This is a genomic window from Anaerostipes sp. MSJ-23, assembly GCF_018918155.1.
Lineage (GTDB): Bacteria > Bacillota > Clostridia > Lachnospirales > Lachnospiraceae > Anaerostipes.
Genome location: NZ_JAHLPY010000003.1, coordinates 109,363 through 131,635, shown reverse-complemented (window position 1 = coordinate 131,635; position 22,273 = coordinate 109,363). Strand labels below are relative to the sequence as shown.

At 36.4% G+C, this 22,273-nt stretch carries 18 protein-coding genes; 5 read left to right on the top strand and 13 right to left on the bottom strand.

The window, feature by feature from the left end; genetic code table 11:
- Positions 1-51: 51 nt before the first annotated feature.
- From glgX to KQI71_RS04175, 9 genes are all read right to left on the bottom strand, one after another.
- Positions 52-2,142 (bottom strand): glycogen debranching protein GlgX, encoded by a 2,091-nt coding sequence (gene glgX, locus KQI71_RS04215; protein ID WP_216434381.1) that lies wholly within the window; start codon positions 2,140-2,142, stop codon positions 52-54.
- Between the two features lie 61 nt (positions 2,143-2,203).
- Entirely contained in the window at positions 2,204-3,511 is a 1,308-nt protein-coding gene (locus KQI71_RS04210; RefSeq protein ID WP_216434380.1) for an ATP-binding protein, read from the bottom strand.
- 127 nt (positions 3,512-3,638) lie between these two features.
- Positions 3,639-4,826, bottom strand: coding sequence for a phosphopentomutase (locus KQI71_RS04205; protein WP_216434379.1), 1,188 nt, complete (start codon positions 4,824-4,826; stop codon positions 3,639-3,641).
- A gap of 123 nt (positions 4,827-4,949) precedes the next feature.
- Positions 4,950-5,954 carry a LacI family DNA-binding transcriptional regulator gene (locus tag KQI71_RS04200; protein ID WP_216434520.1) on the bottom strand — a complete coding sequence of 335 codons (1,005 nt, stop codon included), beginning with the start codon at positions 5,952-5,954 and terminating at the stop codon, positions 4,950-4,952.
- A 90-nt stretch (positions 5,955-6,044) separates the two neighbouring features.
- Positions 6,045-6,473, bottom strand: coding sequence for an HIT family protein (locus KQI71_RS04195; RefSeq protein WP_216434378.1), 429 nt, complete (start codon positions 6,471-6,473; stop codon positions 6,045-6,047).
- A gap of 17 nt (positions 6,474-6,490) precedes the next feature.
- Complete coding sequence (uxaC, locus tag KQI71_RS04190; protein WP_216434377.1) at positions 6,491-7,897, bottom strand: glucuronate isomerase; 1,407 nt, start codon at positions 7,895-7,897, stop codon at positions 6,491-6,493.
- Between the two features lie 70 nt (positions 7,898-7,967).
- A complete protein-coding gene (locus KQI71_RS04185; RefSeq protein WP_216434376.1) occupies positions 7,968-9,272 on the bottom strand; it encodes a TRAP transporter large permease in 1,305 nt (434 codons plus the stop codon).
- 14 nt (positions 9,273-9,286) lie between these two features.
- Positions 9,287-9,784 carry a TRAP transporter small permease gene (locus KQI71_RS04180; protein WP_216434375.1) on the bottom strand — a complete coding sequence of 166 codons (498 nt, stop codon included), beginning with the start codon at positions 9,782-9,784 and terminating at the stop codon, positions 9,287-9,289.
- 2 nt (positions 9,785-9,786) lie between these two features.
- A complete protein-coding gene (locus KQI71_RS04175; protein WP_253287932.1) occupies positions 9,787-10,791 on the bottom strand; it encodes a TRAP transporter substrate-binding protein in 1,005 nt (334 codons plus the stop codon).
- A 376-nt stretch (positions 10,792-11,167) separates the two neighbouring features.
- On the opposite strand from KQI71_RS04175, the gene KQI71_RS04170 reads away from it, so the two are divergent.
- The 4 genes from KQI71_RS04170 to KQI71_RS04155 all read left to right on the top strand — a co-directional run bounded on the left by KQI71_RS04170 (position 11,168) and on the right by KQI71_RS04155 (position 15,883).
- Positions 11,168-12,649, top strand: coding sequence for a UxaA family hydrolase (locus KQI71_RS04170; protein WP_216434373.1), 1,482 nt, complete (start codon positions 11,168-11,170; stop codon positions 12,647-12,649).
- A 63-nt stretch (positions 12,650-12,712) separates the two neighbouring features.
- On the top strand, positions 12,713-14,200 hold the full coding sequence (locus tag KQI71_RS04165) for a tagaturonate reductase (protein ID WP_216434372.1): 1,488 nt from the start codon (positions 12,713-12,715) through the stop codon (positions 14,198-14,200).
- Between the two features lie 12 nt (positions 14,201-14,212).
- Entirely contained in the window at positions 14,213-14,851 is a 639-nt protein-coding gene (locus KQI71_RS04160; protein ID WP_216434371.1) for a bifunctional 4-hydroxy-2-oxoglutarate aldolase/2-dehydro-3-deoxy-phosphogluconate aldolase, read from the top strand.
- 3 nt (positions 14,852-14,854) lie between these two features.
- Positions 14,855-15,883: a sugar kinase gene (locus KQI71_RS04155; RefSeq protein WP_216434370.1), complete on the top strand. Its 1,029-nt coding sequence runs from the start codon at positions 14,855-14,857 to the stop codon at positions 15,881-15,883.
- A gap of 93 nt (positions 15,884-15,976) precedes the next feature.
- On the opposite strand, the gene moeB is transcribed toward KQI71_RS04155, so the two are convergent.
- Positions 15,977-17,077 (bottom strand): molybdopterin-synthase adenylyltransferase MoeB, encoded by a 1,101-nt coding sequence (moeB, locus tag KQI71_RS04150; protein ID WP_216434369.1) that lies wholly within the window; start codon positions 17,075-17,077, stop codon positions 15,977-15,979.
- Positions 17,078-17,202: 125 nt separating this feature from the next.
- Here moeB and KQI71_RS04145 point away from each other — a divergent pair, with 125 nt between their 5' ends.
- The gene (locus tag KQI71_RS04145; RefSeq protein ID WP_216434368.1) at positions 17,203-18,339 is read left to right on the top strand and encodes an MFS transporter; all 1,137 of its coding nucleotides are present in this window, start codon (positions 17,203-17,205) and stop codon (positions 18,337-18,339) included.
- Positions 18,340-18,465: 126 nt separating this feature from the next.
- Here the strand turns inward: KQI71_RS04145 and KQI71_RS04140 are convergent, their stop codons facing one another.
- The 3 genes from KQI71_RS04140 to KQI71_RS04130 all read right to left on the bottom strand — a co-directional run bounded on the left by KQI71_RS04140 (position 18,466) and on the right by KQI71_RS04130 (position 22,241).
- On the bottom strand, positions 18,466-20,394 hold the full coding sequence (locus KQI71_RS04140; RefSeq protein ID WP_216434367.1) for a DUF2207 domain-containing protein: 1,929 nt from the start codon (positions 20,392-20,394) through the stop codon (positions 18,466-18,468).
- 17 nt (positions 20,395-20,411) lie between these two features.
- The gene (locus tag KQI71_RS04135; RefSeq protein WP_216434366.1) at positions 20,412-20,966 is read right to left on the bottom strand and encodes a LemA family protein; all 555 of its coding nucleotides are present in this window, start codon (positions 20,964-20,966) and stop codon (positions 20,412-20,414) included.
- A gap of 87 nt (positions 20,967-21,053) precedes the next feature.
- Complete coding sequence (locus KQI71_RS04130) at positions 21,054-22,241, bottom strand: pyridoxal phosphate-dependent aminotransferase (RefSeq protein ID WP_216434365.1); 1,188 nt, start codon at positions 22,239-22,241, stop codon at positions 21,054-21,056.
- Positions 22,242-22,273 lie beyond the last annotated feature (32 nt).

Here is a 22,273-nt window from a genome sequence, read left to right as displayed (position 1 = left end):
AATAATACTTAAAGATTTCTCTTCCTTATTTATTATAGCCTAAACATAATTTCATGCGCAAGGTCTCTGATCATCTTTTTTTGCTTCTAAAATAACAACGCTTCTCTCTTCCATCCAGATATGATTGTTATCATATACACAAACATTCTGATTCCATGCTGTATTTACCGCAATTTCCCAATGATATCCTTCCGGCATAAGTGGTAATTCTACATGATGAGACTCCCAATACATATTCATTCCAATATAAACAATCTCATCTTCTGTATCCTTCTGATTTCTGCCAGCAAACAAGATACCGAGAACTCTTGACTCCCAGCTCTGGTCTGGTTCCCATGGGCACACTCCATGAAAACTAATGGATGGTAATCCACAAAATGAAGGTTTCCCATGCCCTTTTACAACATGATGTTCTTTTCGAAAGTGAATCATCTTCCGAAAATGTTCAAAGACATCCTGAAACTGTTCTTTTCGATTCCAATCCAACCACGAAATTTTGTTATCCTGACAATAAGCATTATTATTTCCATATTGTGTATTACAAAATTCATCACCCGATAAAAGCATCGGAACTCCTTTGCTAACAAGAAGCAAAGCGGCTGCATTTTTCACAAGTTTCTTTCGAAGTCTCAAAATACCTTCATCTGATGTTTCGCCTTCCTGACCACAGTTCCAACTATTATTATTGTTATCTCCATCCGTATTATTCCATCCATTCTCTTCATTATGTTTCTGACTATAAGAATAAAGATCCCACAAAGTAAATCCATCATGACATGTAATAAAATTTACAGAAGCATCATCCCCTCTGATGGAAGGATTATAAAGATCCATAGAACCTGTTACACGTTCCATAACCGCCGATATCATTCCGCCATCTCCTTTTAAAAAACAACGCATATCATCACGATATTTTCCATTCCATTCCGACCAGCGGTTCCATGACGGGAAACTTCCAACTTGATAAAGACCTCCAGCATCCCATGCCTCTGCAATTAATTTTACATTTCCAAGAATCGGATCAAATGCAAGACGTTCTAAAATTGGCGGTTTACTTAATGGGGTTCCATCTTCACTTCTACCAAGAATCGATGCTAAATCAAATCGAAAGCCGTCTACACGATACTCAATAACCCAATAACGAAGACAATCAAGGATCATATTTTGCACAACTGGATGATTACAATTTAACGTATTTCCACATCCACTGAAATTATAATATTGTCCATCCGCCGTCAACATATAATAAACCTTATTATCAAAACCTTTCAAAGAAATACACGGACCATTTGCATTTCCTTCTGCTGTATGATTAAAAACTACATCTAGAATAATTTCCATTCCTTCTTCATGAAGCTTTTTAATCAAAGATTTTAGCTCATCTCCTTCGTGATTAAACTCCTTGCCAGAAGCATAACTCGTATTTGGTGCAAAAAAACTAACTGGATTATATCCCCAGTAATCCAATAATTTTTTCCCGTTGACCGTACGATTCTCTCTTGTCTCATCAAATTCAAAAATTGGCATCAGCTCTAGCGCATTTACTCCAAGATCTTTTAAATAAGGAATTTTTTCCTTTATTCCTTCAAAGGTTCCCGGATATTTTACCTTCGAAGAATCATCTTTTGTAAATCCTCTTGTATGAAGCTCATAAATCACCAATTCTTCCATTGGAATTTCCTCGTGACTAGAATTTCCCCAGTCAAAATCTTGTGCCACGACTCTTGCTCGATAGGCAAATCCATAATCCGGATGAACACCCCATTGACTTTGTCCAGTAACAGCTTTCGCATACGGATCTAAAAGCAATCTATTTTTATCAAATAATAGTCCCTTCTGTGGATCGTAAGGGCCATCTACACGATACGCATATTCAAACTCCGTAATATCCAAATCAAAAACAATCATTGAATACACATGACCAATGCAATAATCCTTTGGAAATGGAATGATTGCATATGGTTTTTTTGCTTTTCGTTTAAATAAGACTAATTCACAACCTGTCCCATCCTGTGTATGCACAGTAAAACTAACACCGCCTGGGATTGCTACTGCTCCATTCTGTAAAAAAAATCCCGGACGTATCCGAAACCCTTTATATTCATCCACTGGAATTAATTGTTCCTTTTGTTTTATTCTCATTGAACCACCCACCTTTCTTCTAAAAAAGAAAAAGAGGCCCCAAAGGGCCCCCGCGATTAAATTATGCCTGAATACCAAGCATATGATTGATAAATTGCTGAGCGGTTCTTCCTGAAATTCCGCCATGACTTAATTCCCACTTATTTGCTTCTTTACATAAATCTTCATCACTCAATGTGATGCCAGCTTTATGCGCAAGTTCTGTAACGATATGGAAATATTCCTTCTGGCTCGGCTTAGAATAATTAATTGTAACACCAAAACGATTAACCAGAGACAATTTTTCTTCCATTGTATCTGATCTATGCATACCATTGCTATTTTCTACATCATTACGATCATTCCATGTTTCCTTAATCAAATGACGACGATTTGATGTGGCATAAATTAAAATATTTTCTGGCTTTGTTTCCACACCACCTTCGATAACTGCTTTCAGGAATTTATATTCGATCTCAAATTCTTCAAAAGAAAGGTCATCCATATAAATAATGAAACGATAGTTCCTATTTTTGATTTTTGCAATCACATTCGATAGATCTTTAAACTGATGTTTATAAATTTCGATCATACGTAATCCCTGATCATAATATTCATTCACAATTGCTTTAATACTTGTTGATTTTCCAGTACCGCTATCACCAAATAAAAGAACATTATTTGCTTTTCTTCCTTGTACAAATGCTTCCGTATTATCTACCAGTTTCTTCTTCTGGATTTCATATCCAACCAAATCAGAAAGCAATACTTTATCCATATTATTAATCGCACGGAAGCGAATATCATTATCTCCACATTCTTCAATACGGAACGCTTTATTTAATCCAAACATTCCAACACCGTAAGCCTTGTAGAAGTCTGTTACCATATCAAAAAATTCATTTTCATCTTTTGCTGTTTCTAAACGTTCGCTTAATGCGCGAACTTTTTCACTTACATTTTTGTTATACATAAGTTCTGGTTTTCCAATGGATTTATAATTAGAAATACGGCTGAAGCAATCAATTTCGAGTAATTCTTCCACTTTAGAAAAATCAAAATCAAATAATTCTTTAAATGCATGAAAATCATTTTTGGCAAAATAATTAACACTTCCTTCGCTTGCTCCAATTTTCTCGCATGTAATACTGAATGGATTTTCATTTGTAATCAACAAAAATGTCAAATAATTATGCCATAAATTTTTATCAAACGCATAATCCGTTGCCGTTTCAAGAATTCTTTTCACCTGTTTAAAAATTCTTGTTGTTAATATTTCTTTGCTCTGTGTTCCCTCATCCAGGCAACGGAAAATATCACTTAATTGCATTAAGATCGAATCTTCATCCATATCTCCATATATTAATAATTTTGAAACTATTTTGTACATATTGCCTTCCTCAAACTTCCTTCTAAAATTTTCGGCTTTTTTCTCAACAAAGTCGTCTTAGATAGGATTGTATACCTTTTAAAACGAGAATACAAGCCTTATTGTCATTTTTTTCCTATTCATCTGACTACAGCTGATTTAAAAGAGAAGTTCCAATACATCCATCTGGCATAGATACTCCAAAATTTTGTGCAATCGTTGCTCCGGAAACAGCAAAACAATCTTGTTCCTCTAATCTGCCGCCATGCTGCATTGACGGTGACCATGCAAGAAATGGTACCTTTTCCCTTGTATGATCAGTTCCAGTCCATGTTGGATCATTTCCATGATCCGCCGTCAAAATCAAAAGATCATCCTTCTTTAAGAGAGGCATCAGCTCTCCAAGTTTTTCATCAAAATGCTCCAATTCTTGTGCATATCCCTGCACATTTCTTCGATGTCCCCATAAAGCATCAAAGTCTACCAAATTTACAAAACAAAGTCCATGAAAATTCTTTTTTGTAAGTTCGATCGTCTGTTCCATTCCATGAACAGATGATTTGGATTTATAAGCTTCCGTAATTCCCTGTCCATCAAAAATATCTTTAATTTTACCAACAGAAATTACATCATATCCATGTTCTTTCAATGCATCCAATGCCGTTTTTCCAAATGGCTTTAACGCATAATCATGTCGATTGGCCGTCCGAATAAATTCTCCTTTTTTCTTTCCGATGTAGGGTCTTGCAATGACTCTTCCAACTTTCCACTCATCTTTCATTGTAAGCTCTCTTGCAATCTCACAATAGTGATACAAGGTATCAAGTCCCATTGTTTCTTCATTTCCACAAATCTGTAAAACCGAATCCGCAGATGTATAAACAATTAAATGACCTTCCTTGATTTCTTCTTCTCCAAGTTCATCAAGAATCACCGTTCCACTCTCGCTTCGATTTCCAATAATTTTCCTTCCCGTTCTTTTTTCTAATTCTTCAATTAGTTCTTTTGGAAAACCTGTTTCTGTAAATGTTCGAAATGGTTTCGTAATTCGAAGCCCCATCATCTCCCAATGTCCTGTCATTGTATCTTTTCCAAGACTTGCTTCTCTTAATTTCGTAAATTTCCCAATTGGATCCTCATATGGCTCTATTCCTGCAAGCGGACGAATATTGGCAATACCAAGTTTCCTTAAATTTGGAATATTCAAATGTCTGGCATGCTCTGCAATATGTCCAAGCGTATCTGCTCCCATATCTCCAAAATCTGCTGCATCTTCCATACTTCCGATTCCAAGAGAATCCAATACAATCATAAACACTCTTTGATATTTTTTCATAATAAGGACCTCCTTTTGAGCTTTTATTTATCTTTATTGTACCACACAAAAGTTTTGAAAAGAAGTTTGCTACGTAGAAAAAAAGGTCGCAGGAAATTTCACTTTTCTGCAACCTTTTTCTCATTAAAAATCCGTAGTACATCTCTTTTTAATTTCACAAGAGACTTTTATTGATTGTTCTATATCTTCTTTTTTCTCGAGCATAGCCAGCATATGATCTACTGTAACATTACAAAGAATCGATAATTTACTATCTACCGATGTCAATTCCGGCTCACAACATTTTGCAAGACTAGAATCATTATATCCCGCTACTGATAATTCTTCCGGAACAGAAATCCCCTTAACTCTTGCATACTTTAACGCACCAATAGCCATCTCATCCTCTACAGCTATAACAGCATCAAATTGAAGATTCTTATACTGTAATAACATATCCCTTGTATAACGGATTTCATTTTTTGTACGAAATTTCAATTCACCAAGTACAGGGTATCCAGAATCAATCAAAGCTGCTTCATATCCTGCCATCTTTTGCCGTGCACTAAATGACTCTGAATTATACATGAACAAAATTCTTTTCTTTCCTCTTCGAATCATTGAAGTTGTTAGTTCATACATAGCATGAAAATCATCTGCATAAGCACAGTAAATGTTCTCACCTTCTAAATGACCATTAATTAAAAATACAGGTGTCTTTTGGGCTGCATTTTTAATATACGCAATTTCATCAGGATTATCTCCACTTCCAGAATAAATAGATCCAACCATTACTAATGTATCAATTCTTTTTGACAACATTAATTTTGTATAATTTTCTCTTTCTTCTTGCGAAAAACCACTACAGCCAAGAATACATCCGTATCCATATTTATGCAAACGTTTTTCTAAGTAAGATACCGCTTTTGCCATATAATCATCTGCAATATCCGGGCACATAATTCCGACTGTCTTCATCGAATCAAGTCCCAACCCCCTTGCAAATATATTTGGTGTATAACTTTTTTCTTCCATAACTGCAAGAACTTTCTGTTTTGTCTTTTCACTTACTTTAGGGCTTCCATTCATTACACGTGATACTGTGGCAATCGAGACTCCTGACAGTTTGGCAATATCATAAATATTTATAGCCGTTCCCTCATTTCATTTTATAATCTTTTTAAGTATAACATACAAAACAGTAACGTGAAAACAAATACAGGTATCATTTTTTTTATTTTAATGAATGGATAACTCTTTTTGATACATTTGTATCATTTTATCATAAGCATCATCTTTCAAAGTAATATCTTCCGGATTCATGGCAAAAACGCCTCCCCATTCATATCCGTCCTTATATTTTGGAACAATATGAAAGTGAAGATGGGAACCAGTATCCCCATAAGCCCCATAATTTACTTTATCGGGATGAAATAATTTATGCATTGCCTTTGCAACTTTCGCAATATCTTCCATATATAATGCACGTTCTTCTTTCGTAAGATCTACAATCTCACTAACATGTTTTTTATGTGCCACAATGACCCTTCCCGGATGACTTTGCTCACGAAACAAATAAACTTTAGAACTTTCTAATTCTCCAATTTTAATTCCAAAAATATTTACAAGCTGACCCTCTACGCAATATGCGCAATTTTCATCTTTCATTTTATTTTTTCCTTTTCTTATACATCAAATCTAAAATATTTTACCGCATTATTATAAGAAATTCCTTCAATAATCTTCTTTAATGCTTTTCTATCGTCAGGATATTCTCCGTTTTCAACCCATCCACCAATCAGATTACATAAAATACGACGGAAATATTCATGTCTTGTGTAAGACAAGAAACTTCTAGAATCTGTTAACATTCCAATAAAGTTTCCTAATAATCCAAGATTCGCAAGAGATGTCATCTGAGCGATCATTCCTGTCTTATGATCATTAAACCACCATGCACTTCCCTGCTGAATTTTTCCTGCTACAGATGAGTCTTGGAAGCATCCAAGAATGGTACCAATTGCTTCATTATCATTTGGATTTAAAGAATAAAGAATCGTTTTTGGTAATTCTTCTGTCGCATTGATAGAATCTAAAAATGCTGCTGTCTGTGCACTTGGCGCATAATTGTCAATGCAGTCATATCCTGTATCTGGTCCAAGGCGTTTGTAATATGGTGTGTTATTATCTCTTCTGCATCCGTAATGAATCTGCATAACCCAGTCTCTCTTATGATACTGTTTTGCTACAAACTGCATAAATGCTGTCTTGAATTTTAATTCTTCTTCTTTTGTAATGTCTTCTTTATTTAAACGTTTTGCAAAGATCGCTTCGATCTCTTCTGCTATTGCAGGTGCATACATCACATATTCTAACGCATGGTCTGAAACACTGCATCCGTGGTCTGCAAAGTAATCAAGACGGATATTTAATGCTTCTTTTAAGTCTTCAAATGTCTTGATCTCTACACCGCTTACTTTAGAAAGCTGTGCGATATAATCTGCATATTCTGGTTTTTCAAGGTTCATTGCCTTGTCAGGTCTCCATGCTGGTAATACCTGTACTTCGAATGTATCATCTGCTGCTAACACTTCATGCCATTTTAAGTCATCCACTGGATCATCTGTTGTACAGATCAGTTTTACATTAGACTGACGAATCAAGTTTCTTACAGACATGCTGTCTTCTTTTAATTTTTCATTGCATAGATTCCATACTTCCTCTGCTGTATCTCCATTTAACACTCCATGATATCCAAAATATCTCTGCAGTTCTAAATGGCTCCAATGATACAGTGGATTTCCGATTGCCATTTCCAATGTTTCTGCCCATTTCTGAAATTTTTCACGATCGGATGCATCTCCAGTAATATAATACTCATCTACGCCATTAGAACGCATCTGTCTCCATTTATAATGATCTCCTCCAAGCCATACCTGTGTGATATTCTCAAACTTACGATCTTCTGCAATTTCCTGTGGATTGATATGGCAATGATAATCTACAATCGGCATCTGTTCTGCATACTCATGGAACAGTTCCTGTGCAATTGATGTTTCTAAAAGAAACTCTTTATCCATAAATTCTTTCATTTTTAACTCCTTTTCTATGTAAGTGTGCCATGAAAAGCACATCTATAATTTTTTATAACATTTTTAAATTTTATACATATCCCATCAAACTTGGAAGCCATAAGCTTAAGCTTGGAATATATGTAACCAACATTAATACTGCAATGATCACCGCAAAGAATGGAAGCAGCTGTTTGATCACATCTTCGAGTCTCACTCCTCCGACTTTTACACCTACGAACAGGGTTGTTCCAACTGGGGGTGTGATCGTTCCGATACATAGGTTAAAAATCATCATAATACCGAAATGGATCGTGCTCATTCCAAGTGCTGAGCAGATTGGAAGGAAAATTGGTGTAAAGATCAGACAGGCTGGGGTCATATCCATAAATGTTCCTACAACAAGTAAAATAATGTTAATCAAGAAGAAGATGACATATTTGCTGTTACTGATGGATAATAATGCAGAAGATACTAATGTTGGGATATTAGTAAATGCCATAACCCATGACATGATACTTGATACACCGATCAGAAAAATAATAATTCCTGTCATTTCTGCACTGTCTTTTAATAATTTTGGAATATCTTTTAATTTAATTGACCCATAGATCAAAGAAAGTATCAAGCTATATACAACTGCAACCACAGCTCCTTCTGTTGCTGTAAATACACCTGCAATTGTTCCACCAATTACGATTACAATCATCAGTAAGCAAGGTAGTGCCTGAAAAATAATGCTTCCAGCTTCTTTTGCTGCAAATTTTGTTTTTGCACGGTATCCATGTTTTTTTGCAATGAAGTAGATAACTGTCATGCATGCAAGTCCCCATAAGATTCCTGGGATGTAACCTGCCATGAATAAGGCTGCTACGGATGTTCCTCCACTGACTAAAGAGAATGTGATCATTACGTTACTTGGTGGAATCAACAGTCCTGTTGGAGCTGTTGCTACATTAACTGCTGCGGAAAAGCTTGGATCATATCCTTCATCTTTTTCGATTGGTCCGATGATGGAACCCATAGCTGATGCAGCGGCTGTTCCTGAACCTGAGATACTACCAAATAACATATTTGCGATAACATTTGTATGGGCTAAAGCTCCTGGTGTACGTCCTGTAATCAGTTTTGCAAGATTGATAAGACGTACGGCGATACCACCTTTGTTCATGATATTTCCTGCAAGGATATAGAATGGGATAGCTAACAAACTAAATACGGAAATACCAGAGAATATTCTTTGGGCACCTGTTAATACTGCTACATTTAAATCCATAACCGGAAGGATCGCGCATACGGATGAAATTCCAAGTGCGATTGCGATCGGTACTCCGGCAACTAACATAATTACCAGCAGGACTAAAATGATCAGTCCTGAAATCATTGCGATACTCATATTTTTTCTCCTCTCTAGTTTTCCTGATGGTCAAGACCTTTACCTTGGGCAAGATCGATGATATTTAAGATTCCATAAATTACAATAAATAATCCTGATAATGGAAGTACCGTATAGATCACTCCCATAGTTACTGGAAGAGATGCTGTTGTCTGTGTCATTGTAAGACCCATGATGTTGATTCCACCATAGACCATGGCGATTCCTGCGAAAGCTACAACTAATAATTCAATCGCAATCTCTAAGACTTTCTTTGCAGATCCTGTCACTTTATCTGCTAAAAATCCCATTCTCATGTGATCTCTTTTTCCAAAGATATATGCAGCAGACAGTAAAGACATCCATGCAAAGCTGTAAGTTAATAATTCTTCAGATACAGTACTTGGACTGTTAAAAATAAATCTTGTTACGATCTGATAAGTACCAATGACAACCATTAATCCAAATAAGAAAATACATGCTGCACAAAGGACCTTATCGAGTCCTTTTCGGATTATTTGTAAAAATTCCATGTCTATTTGGCCTCCTTCTCATATTTTTTGTTGAATGTCTGGAAGTGTTTGTAAGAATCACGGATGTTTGGATTATCTTTTAACATCTGTTTCTGTACTCCAAGTACTTTGTTTCTAAATGCCTGCACATCAACATTGATGAATTTTACACCCATTTCTTTCTGTGCATAGTCTTTTGCTTCCTTCACCTGCTTGTTCCATTCTTTTTCTTCTACCTGTGTAGAAAGTTTTGCTGCATCTTCAAATACTTTCTTCTCATCCGCACTTAAACCATCTAAGAATTTTAAGTTGGCAACGAGAACGTCTGGTACCATCTGATGTTTGTTATAGGAGAAATATTTTGCTACTTCACCATGTTTGTTACTTGTCAGTGCCAGTTCGTTATTTTCTGCTCCGTCAATCACACCCTGCTGGATTGCTGTATAAACTTCACCGAAACTCATAGGAGAAGCTGCAGCTCCAAATGCATTGGCCATGTTAACACTTGCCGGACTCTGCTGAACACGAATCTTGAGTCCCTTTAGATCATCCGGAGTTTTAATCGGTTTCTTCGCATAGAAGTTTCTTGTTCCTACGTTATACCATGTCACTACCCTTAATCCTGTTTCATCTGTAGATTCGTAGATCTTCTTCATATAAGCATTATCATTCATCGCTGCATGATAAGCTTCTTCTGAAGTAAACAAATATGGCATACTGAAGATCTCATATACTTTTGCAAAGTTTTCAAGGTTTGGTGTTCCTACTAATACGAAGTCGATCGCACCTGTCTGTGTAAGCTCGATCGCTTTTGTCTGAGATCCTAAAAGTTCGTTCGGGAAAATCTGAACTTCATATTTATCTCCCAGCTTCTCTTCTACATATTTCTTAAATTTCAAAAGTCCAATATGTTCCGGATGTGTTTCTGCCTGTGAATGTGCAATACGAATAATCCGCTTTTTCGTTGAATGGCTTTCTTCTCCTTTATTTGTATTAGAAGAACCGCATCCTACGCATCCGATTAACATACATACGCTTAACATCACAGCAATGATCCTTTTTACATGTTTCATAATGCTTTCCTTTCTTTTCTTGAATGTTTCATGCTTTGTGTAAGCTCTTACATTTATATTTTCATTATACCCTTACTAAGCATTTAAGGCAATCTGTTTTTAATTGTGTTTTTATCTAATATTTTTTTAATATTTTTGGTTATTTTTCACAAAACATTGTTGCATTTTGCATACATGAATATTTTCTATTGACTTTTTTCTCGAATAGGCGTAGCTTGAATGTAAGCTCTTACATTTCATATTTCAGGAAGGGTATTGCCTTTGAGCTATTGAAACACATGAAAACCTATACCGATACCCTTCCATCTATAAAAAGGAGGAACACAATTTTATGAAAACTTACCTGAAGATTCATTCTGATGATAATGTTGCCGTTGCTTTAACTTCATTAAAGAAAGGTACTACGATCACCGTCGATAATCAGGAAATTGTATTAATAGAAGATATTCCACAGGGACATAAATTTGCTTTAACTAATATTACTAAAAATGCTCCTGTTATAAAATACGGATCTCAGATTGGAATTGCCAAAGAAAATATTCTAACCGGATCATGGATCCATACACATAATTTGAAAACAAGTCTTGGTGATTTACTTACTTATTCTTATCATAAAATTCCAACACCTGTTGAACAATCAGATACAGTCTGTTTTAACGGATACCGCAGACCAAATGGAAAAGTCGGTGTCAGAAATGAAATTTGGATCATTCCAACCGTTGGTTGTGTTAACAATGTTGCAACAGCCATTGAACGACAAGCTCAAAAATATAAGACAGGAACAATTGATGATATCGTTGCTTTTCCTCATCCATACGGTTGTTCCCAAATGGGAGATGATCAGGAAAATACAAGACAGATTCTTGCTGATCTTGTCAATCACCCAAATGCTGGTGGTGTCCTCGTTCTTGGACTTGGCTGCGAAAACAGTAACATTGACGAATTAAAAAAACATATCGGTGATTACGATGAACAGAGAGTCCGTTTTCTTGTTGCGCAGGAATCTGAAGATGAGATTGCAGATGCACTGGAGATCATCAAAGAGCTTGCTGATCAAGTCTGTCAGTACAAACGTGAACTGATTCCTGCCAGCGAGTTAATCATTGGTATGAAATGCGGTGGAAGTGATGGATTATCCGGAATCACTGCAAATCCTACGGTTGGGTGTTTTTCCGATCTTCTGATCTCAAAAGGCGGAACAACGATTCTTACCGAAGTACCTGAAATGTTTGGTGCTGAAACATTGCTTATGAACCGTTGTGAAACAGAAGAACTGTTTGATGAGACAGTAAATCTTGTAAATGACTTTAAAAATTATTTCAAAAGTCACAATCAGACAATTTATGAAAATCCATCTCCTGGAAATAAAAAAGGTGGTATTTCTACATTAGAAGATAAATCTCTTGGATGTACACAGAAATCCGGAAGCGCACCAGTCAAAGGTGTTCTCTCTTACGGAGAACCTGTGAAAGTCCATGGATTAAACCTTTTAAGTGCTCCTGGAAATGACCTTGTCGCATCCACTGCTCTTGCAGCATCTGGTGCTCACATTGTCTTATTTACAACTGGAAGAGGAACTCCTTTTGCTTCTCCTGTTCCAACTGTTAAGATTTCTTCCAATTCTGCTCTTGCAAATAAGAAATCGAACTGGATCGACTTTAACTGTGGCGTTCTTGTTGAAGATGGAACTCCTGCAGAACTTTCCAAAGACTTATTTGATTTCGTGATTGATATCGCTTCTGGTAAGAAATCAAAATCTGAGGAAGCTGGATTCCATGATATGGCGATCTTTAAACAAGGCGTTACATTATAAATTTATAAATAACTTTTCTGAACAATATATAAATATTTTTATAGAAAGGACTTATTGATTCTTATGAAAAAATTATCTTATGCAACATTAAAAGAACAAAACTATGATGGTTATTTATTAGAAGATGCACCAGAACGTGTTCTTCAGTTTGGTGAAGGAAACTTCTTACGTGCATTCGTTGACTACTTTATCGATGTATTAAACGAAAAAGCTGGTTTTAATTCTAAAGTCGTTTTATGCCAGCCAATTGCTCCTGGTCTTGCTGATATGATTAATGAACAGGAAGGTTTATATACTCTGTTCTTAAGAGGATTCCAGGATGGACATGAAGTAAATAAAAAACGTGTCATTTCTTGTGTCAGCCGCTGCTTAAACCCTTATAAAGATTTTGAAGAAGTTTTAAAATGTGCTGACAATCCTGATCTTCGTTTTATCGCATGTAACACAACAGAAGCTGGTATCGCTTATGACCCAGCATGTCAGTTCAGTGACGTTCCAGCAGACAGCTATCCTGGAAAGTTAACTCAGTTCTTATATCATCGTTTTGAAAAATTCGGTAAAGAGGCTGGTAAAGGATTTATTATTCTTTCTTGCGAACTGATCGATGATAACGGAAAAGAACTTGAAAAATGTGTCTTAAAATATGCAAAGCAGTGGAACCTGTCTGAAGAATTCATCAACTGGGTAGAAGAAGAAAACACATTCTGCTCTACATTAGTAGACCGTATCGTTACAGGATACCCAAGAGCAGAGGCTGCTGATATCTGTGCTGAACTTGGATATGAAGATAACCTGATCGATACAGGTGAGATCTTTGGATTCTGGGTTATTGAAGGACCTCAGTCTATTAAAGATGAATTTCCTGTTGATAAAGCGGATCTTCCAATCCTGATTACAGACAACCATAAACCATACAAACAGCGTAAAGTAAGAATTTTAAATGGTGCTCATACTTCTTTCGTTCTTGGTGCTTACCTTGCAGGACAGGATATCGTTCGTGACTGCATGCATGATGATGTGATCTGCAAATTTATGAATCAGACAATTTATGATGAGATCATCCCTACATTAACACTGCCAAAACCAGAACTTGATGCATTTGCTCATTCTGTAACAGAACGTTTTAAAAACCCATTTATCGATCACCAGTTATTAGCGATCAGCTTAAACTCTACTTCTAAATGGCGTGCAAGAGTTATGCCTTCTTTAAAAGGTTATGTTGATCTTAAGAAAAAACTTCCAGCATGCATCACTGCTTCTTTCGCATTCTACATTGCATTCTTCAATGGTCAGGAATTAACTGACGAAGGTCTTGTAGGAACTCGTGGTGATAACACTTATCTGATCAAAGATGATAAAGCTGTTCTTGAGTTCTATGCAGCACACAAAGATGATTCTGTAGAAGATCTTGTTCATGCAGTCTGCACAAACAAAGACTTCTGGGGTGAAGACTTAAGCGCGATCGATGGATTCGAAGCTGCCGTTGCTTCTTATCTTGCTGATATCCGTGAAAATGGTGCTTATGAAGTCATGAAAAAATTAGTGAAATAGGAGGAATATAAAATGAACGAAATTTTAGAAAAACTTGGAAAATATGGTATTGTACCCGTTGTTGTATTAAATGACAGCAAAGATGCAGAGCCTCTTGCAGATGCTCTTTGCGAAGGTGGTCTTGCTTGTGCGGAAGTTACTTTCCGTACAGAAGCTGCTGCCGAATCTATCAAAATCATGAATGAAAAACACCCAGAGATGTTAGTTGGTGCTGGTACAGTACTTACAATTGAGCAGGTCGATGAAGCAGTTGCTGCTGGAGCGAAATTTATCGTAAGCCCTGGATTAAACCCTGAGATCGTAAAATACTGCCTTGAGAAAAACATCGCAGTTACACCAGGTGTTGTAACTCCTAGTGAAATAGCGCAGGCAGTAGAATTAGGACTTCCTCTTGTAAAATTCTTCCCTGCTGAACCATCAGGTGGCCTTCCTATGATCCACGCAGTTTCTGCTGCATATACAACATTAAAATTCATGCCAACTGGCGGAATCAACCCAAGTAATGTCAGAGATTACTTAAAAGACGACAAGATTTTTGCCTGCGGTGGAAGCTGGATGGTAAAAGGAAATCTTGTTGATGCAGGAGACTTTGACAAGATCAAAGAATTAACAAAAGAAGCTGCTGATATCGTAAAAGAGATCAGGGGGTAAGTTATGGCTAAGATCGTTACTTTAGGAGAGATCATGCTACGTCTCTCCCCTCCAGGGTATGAACGTTTCCTACAGGCATCCTCTTTTGATGTGCAGTATGGTGGTGCTGAGGCAAATGTCGCAGCATCCTTGACACAACTTGGACATCATACAACCTTTTTATCTAAAATACCAAACAACTCCATCGGTGATGCTGCAATTGGTACTTTACAAAAACTCGGCGTAGATTGTTCTCACATCGCTCGTGGCGGTGATCGCCTCGGAATTTATTTTCTAGAAAACGGAGCCTCCATCCGTCCTTCTAGTGTTATTTATGACCGAAAAGACTCAGCTATTACAAAAGCAGCACCAGAAGAATTTGACTTTGATTCCATTTTTCAGGATGCAGATTTATTCCATGTCTCTGGAATCACACCAGTTTTAAGCCCACAGACAGCTTCTGTCACAATGGAAGCCTTAAAATCGGCAAAAAAACATGGAGTAAAGATATCCTTCGACTTAAACTACCGTACGAAATTATGGACCGAAGATATTGAAGGAAAACAAAAACTACTCCGTGAAATTATGGAGTATGCTGATATTTGTTTCGGAAATGCCAGAGATGCAGCAAAATGCCTCGGCTATCACGAAGATGGTATCGACTTCATCAATGGAGAATACAGCATCTGTGTTGATGAAACTCATATGAAACATGTTGTCAACAAATACCATCTAAAATATCTCATTACAACTTTACGCAACAGCATCAGCGCATCCGACAACGGATGGTCTGCCGCTGTATGCGATGGAACATCTCTTTATAAAGGAAAAAATTATAACCTTCATATTGTAGACCGCGTCGGTGGCGGTGACTCGTTTGCCTCTGGATTCCTTCATGGAATTCTCTCAAACATGGGAATGGAAAAATCACTAGAATTTGCCATTGCCGCTGCTGCCATTAAACACACGATACCTGGTGATATTAACTATATCTATGAATCAGAAGTCCTCACTTTAATGGAAAGTGATGGAAGCGGAAGAGTTCAAAGATAAGTTAGTTAATAGCACTTTCCCTTTTAAAAACCTCTTAAGTTTGAAAAAGCGTACAAAGAAACTTTCTATTGTTCTTTGTACGCTTTTTAAATACTATTTTACCATACAGCCCTTTGGCATATATTCCATCGCATTCTTTTTTATATCTTTAATATTGGCATGTTCTCCGCAAACTCTACAGCCAGGATTTTTTTCTCCAAAGTTTGCCACTCTCATTTTCATTGTAAGACCATGAAAAATTAACATCTTACCTGTTAGAAGCTCTCCGATATCCAGAATATATTTGATGGCCTCCAAAGCCTGTATGCTTCCTATAATGCCAGCGATTGCACCGATAACACCTGCCTGGCTACAATTTGGTATCGATCCACTCTCTGGTATCTCTTCAAAAATACAGCGATAGCATGGAACATCTTTTTGCGGCACATAAGTCATGACTTGTCCTTCAAATTGCAAGATTCCTCCATGACAAAATGGTTTCTCTAATAGGACACATGTGTCATTAATCAAAAATTTTGCTTCAAAATTATCAACGGCATCTATAATAAAATCATATTGACTAATAATTTCCTGTGCATTATCTGGTGTTAGATGATATGGATATGTCTTAACTTCAATTTGATCATTGAGCTTTTCCATTGTTTCCTTCGCCGATTCCGCTTTATTTACATGAACTGTTGACATTGAATGAATGACTTGTCTTTGTAAATTGGAAATGCTGACTTCATCTGCATCCATAATACCAATCGTTCCAATTCCAGCTCCAGCAAGATATAATGCAGCAGGAGCACCAAGCCCTCCGGCACCTACGATCAGGACACTAGAATTTTTCAATTTTTTCTGTCCCTCAATTCCAACCTGTGGAAGAATCATCTGACGGTCATAGCGTTCTTGTTCTTTTGGACTCAATCCATCATAATTTAATAACAACCACGAACGGTATCCACCCTCTAAGCTATAAGCATCATATCCTTCTTCTTCCAGCTTTTTGGCTGCATCAATGCTTTTTTCTCCATAAGTACAATATACGATGAGTTTTTTATTTCTAGGCAATTTCTCTACATCCTGCATTGTACCATCCCATAAAATGGAATCTGGAATATGCCCATGTGCATAAGAAATATCTCCTCTGATATCAAGATAAATGTATTCTTCTTTTTTTAATTTTTCGATTTGTTGTAGTGTAATCTTCATAATTTTCTCCCTTTTCCTACGATTATACGTTTCATATTTTTTACTGTCAACCGCCCTTCTTCATGTCTTGCACCAAAAAAAATTTTTCTTTATAATAATTTTAAAATATTACTCTGGAGGATAAAATGAAAAAACAACAAACTCTATTTTTAGCTATCGTATCCTGTTTCTGGTTTGCTCAGTATGTTTACATACCTTATCAAACCCCATTCCTTACTTCTCTTGGAATATCAAGCAGTATGATCGGTATCATCGTCGGAGCTTATGGAATCTCTCAAATGCTCTTAAGACTTCCTGTTGGAGTTTTGGCCGACCAGGCTGGCCGCCATAAACATTTTATCCTAACTGGCTGTCTTTGTTCGGGAATCGCTTCTATTTTCCGTATTTTTTTGCCAAATGCCATTGGATTTTTAATTGCAAACCTATTTTCTGGAATGGCATCTGCCATGTGGATTTCTTTTATGGTATTTTTTACAAACTCTTATCCCAAAGATAAGCAGGCACAGGCAACTGGAAAAATTGTTTTATTTAATAATCTTGGAATGTTTCTTGGATTTATTATAAGTACGCTTTGTTATAGTCATCTTGGAATGAAATATCTTTGCATTTTTAGTATATTAGGCGGAGGTTTTGCCTTTTTGCTTGGACTTTTCATCAAAGAGGAAAGACCGGAAAAAAATAACCTCTCTGCAAAGTATCTGCTATCCATTTGTTCTAATAAAAGACTCTGGATGTTTGCTTTTATTGCTTTAATTCAACAAGGAATCCAAATGTCAACAACAATGTCTTTTACAACACAGGTTTTAAAAGACTGCGGAGCTTCCAATGGAATGGTTGGATTAAGTTCTATGTACTATATGCTCACAGCCGTCTGCTTTGCTGCTTTCGCATCTTCAAAGTTCTGCGCCAAAAAAGGGCCCAAATTTTGGATTCCTACTGTTCTTCTATGCATTTGTTGTTATTGTATTTTTGTTCCAAGAATTACATGGATCCCAGGTATCTTTCTTTTACAAACACTCCCTGGAATGGCAACCGGGATCTTATTCAGCTATGCCACAAGCGAAGCAATGGCAGAAGTTCCAGCAGAGCAAAAATCGACTGCCATGGGATTTTTTCAGGCTTTTTATGCAATCGGAATGACACTTCTGCCCATCCTTACTGGAAATATTGCATCATCTATTCATATGCAAACCGCTTATCTATTTCTTGCATTTATTGCACTTGCTGGATTTATCATGGTAAAAATTTTTTATAGAAAATAAAAAACAATCCAACAGCAAATATAGAAACAGGTTAATATAAGACCCATGACAATCATCGCCATGGGTCTTATACTGTTTTATTTAAAAACAAAACGAAAATATACTGTTAAATAATTATTTTTTCTTCTACCAGCTTCCACCGCCTCCGCCGCCGAAGCCTCCTCCAGAAAATCCACCTCCACCAAAATCGCCTCCAGAAAATCCATCACTATTGCTTCCGCTTTCCGATGGTTCTGGAACGGATAATGTCTGTGCTACCGTATGATTAATACAATGGTTTAACATACCATAACGGAAATAAGAATCTTCCACATAAGGGTCATACCAGCTTGGCGCCGGTATACTTAAAGCATCTAATTTTTTTGCGTAAATATCAAATAAGCCAAACACTGATGCATATGGCAAAATATGATAAAACATATCTGGATGATCTTCTGCCAATACTCTCATTCGATCAAGTTCTGCCGTTTCAATAAAATCACGAAGCCCAGCCAAATATCCCATCCACTGCACACACTGACTCGTGCGCTTCTTCATAAAAATCGTACACACTGCACAAACCAAAGAAATTAGTGCAACAGCAACGTAAACCCAACAAAAATCAAACATATTTCCATTCGATACTTCACTAAAATAATAACTTCCATACCCAGGAAGAGCAAGCACCATCAAGGCTATTACAAGAATAATCCTGATCCTGCGTTTTTTAGAGGTAATCGAATACCATTGGTCTACAGTTCTACAGCCAAGGAATAAGGCTATAACATATAAAATTCCGCAAAGAATTCCGAGAACGAGATTACCTCCTTTATCCAAATGATAGTGCTCAATCATCAGCCAAAATGTAATCAATGGCAATAACGATAGTATAAATGCAACAACACGAACTGCTGACGATATATGGGTATAAATTTTATGTTTATAGTAATATTGAATCTTATCTTTTACAAGCTCCATCGTATCTGCAAATTTGTATTCCATAGAAGCCACTTCGATAGATTTCTTTTTTTCAAATAAATTATTAAACATCAGTTTCTGATATTTCGGCGTGTTTTTTGGAAGATCTTTTAAATGAATGAGCGTGACTTTCCCTTTCTTCTTTTCCTGAATTCTTAAATTTCCATGATCTGCCCAATAAAGAATTAATGAAACAATATCTCTGTTTTCCACACTTCCATCAATAATATAACCAACCGCAGCACTGTCCAACCCTTCTGGAGGCTGATACTGAATCGACGGAATGATTTTCTCATCTTTTCCAAACTTAAAGAATGCAAATAAAGTAAAAATCAAGAGAACCATGCTAAAGGCGAAAACCGTTTTGTGTAATCCTGGCTGTGCATTCCCTGTAAAATATCCATCTCCAAGTTGTCCATAACAGGTCATTCCACTTCCAAGATTGAAATCTTTCTGGAGTGTTCCGCTAATGACATTTTGCTTGTCATCTTTTGTTATCCGAATATCATTTCCAGCCTGCGTTGCATCTCCATAGGCCCCTTCATAAAAATATAATTGATTTAAATCTGTTTTTTTTGGGAAATGAATCTTAAAACTACTCCCAGCCGGTATTTTATTTTTCCATTGCGTTGGGAAAATATTAAAATATGCCCGGTTATAAGTCTCTCCCTGATAAGTCGGGGTCAATCGATACGAAAACTTATATGTTGCCCGACTTACCGTAACATCTTCACTTCCAAATCGAAGTACCACATTTCCATTTTCCTCTGATTTATCATAATCAATATTACTATCCTCCATATCAATTCCTGCATAATAAACCATGGAATGTTTTGTTTTATCTTTATCATAGGTAATAATTTTACCTTTGTATGGAATATATCGGTAAATACCATGACGTGGGTTTAAAAAATGAACTTTAATTTTCTCTGTAACAGTATAGCTTCCATCTTTCTCAACAACAATATCAACATCATATTTTTCTGTCTTCATATTCGAGTCATTTTCCACTGCCGCTTGCACATAGCAAGAATTCCAGCCAATCAAAGCCACGAAAAAAAATAAGAAAAATGTCCCAAGAGCTGCTATTTTTTTCATAAGCATCCCTCTTTTCTTTAAAATTGTACCTTTACATTCTGACGTTCTTCACTATTATCTACAACAAACAATGGTTTTCTCTCAAAATGAAAAATTCCCGCTAAAATATTTCCAGGAAACATCTCTGTCTTTGTATTATACTTATTGACAACACCATTATAATAACGTCTGGAACCTGCAATTTCTTCTTCCAAACGATTTAGCTGATTCTGAAGACTCATAAAATTTTCATTTGCTTTTAAATCTGGATAGCTTTCCGCAACAGCAAACAAAGATTTTAATGCTCCAGAAAGTACATTCTCACTCTCTACCCGTTCCTGAGGGCTAGAAGCACCCATTGCTGAATTTCTCGCCGCAATCACCTTTTCTAACGTCTGGGATTCATGCTTTGCATAACCTTTCACTGTTTCTACATAATTTGGGATTAAATCATATCGCTTCTTTAAAGATACATCCATTGCAGAAAATGCTTCTTCCGTTTTATTTCTCAAGGAAACAAATCCATTATAAGATGTAATTATCCAAATAATCAGCAATACAACTACAACTGCTATTATAATTCCTACAACCATCTCTGACTCCTTTCTATTTATCCATAAAGATATTACAGTTTCTTACACTTATTATATTCGAAATAATATCTTTTCCGCAAGAAAAAGCTATAAACAATTTAATTGTTTTGCCATCTCTCCAAGACGACGCAACGCTTCTTTTAATGTTTTTTCTTCTCTTGCAAAATGAAGTCGAATCAAATGGTTCACAGGCTCCCGGAAGAAACTAGATCCTGGAACAGCTGCCACACCATAATGTTCAATCATCCATTCACAGAATTTCAAATCGCTCCAACCAGTAAATTGCGGCATGGCAAGAAAATCCGAAATATCAATCAAAATAAAATAAGAACCTTGCGGTACAGTATGTTTTAGACCAATTTCGTCAAGACCCTTCACAAAAAAATCTCTTTTCTTTGTATAAATATTTTTTAACTGCTCGTAATACTCTTCTCCAAAATTAAGACCAACCACAGCTGCCTCTTGTAATGGAGCTGCCGCTCCAACTGTTAAAAAATCATGTACTTTCTTTGCTGATTCAATAACCTTCTCAGGACCAATCAAATATCCAAGACGCCATCCAGTAATAGAATATGTTTTAGAAAGCGAATTACATGTAATTGTTCGCTCATACATTCCAGGTAATTGCGCCATATGAATATGTTTATATGGATCATAAACGATATGTTCATAAACTTCATCCGTTACAACAAATGCATCATATTTTACCGCCAATGAACCGATAAACTCTAACTCCTCTCTTGTAAAAACCTTTCCACATGGATTAGAGGGATTACAAATGATGATTGCTTTGACCTTTTGCTGGAATGCATCTTCTAATACTTCCCTGTCAAAATGAAAATCTGGTGGAACCAATGGCACATAAATAGGATCCGCTCCTGATAAAATAGCATCCGCTCCATAATTTTCATAAAACGGAGAAAATACAATTACCTTATCTCCCGGATTACAGATCGTCATCATCGCAGACATCATTGCTTCTGTTCCTCCGCAAGTTACAACAATCTCCTTTTCTGGATCAATTGTCCTTCCAATCGCTTTTCCCTGTTTTCTTGCAACTGCTTCTCTAAAATTCTTTGCACCAAATGTAATACTATACTGATGCGGACCTTTTTTCGCTACTTCTGCAAGGGCATCTGTAATCTCCTTTGGAGGATCAAAATCCGGAAAACCTTGAGATAAATTAATAGAATCTTCCTGTGCATCATTGATTCTCGTCATTCTTCGAATCACAGAATCTGTAAAAGTCTGTACTCTATCACTTAATTGCGGCATGATAATTTTCTCCTTCTCATTCTCTCGTTTCA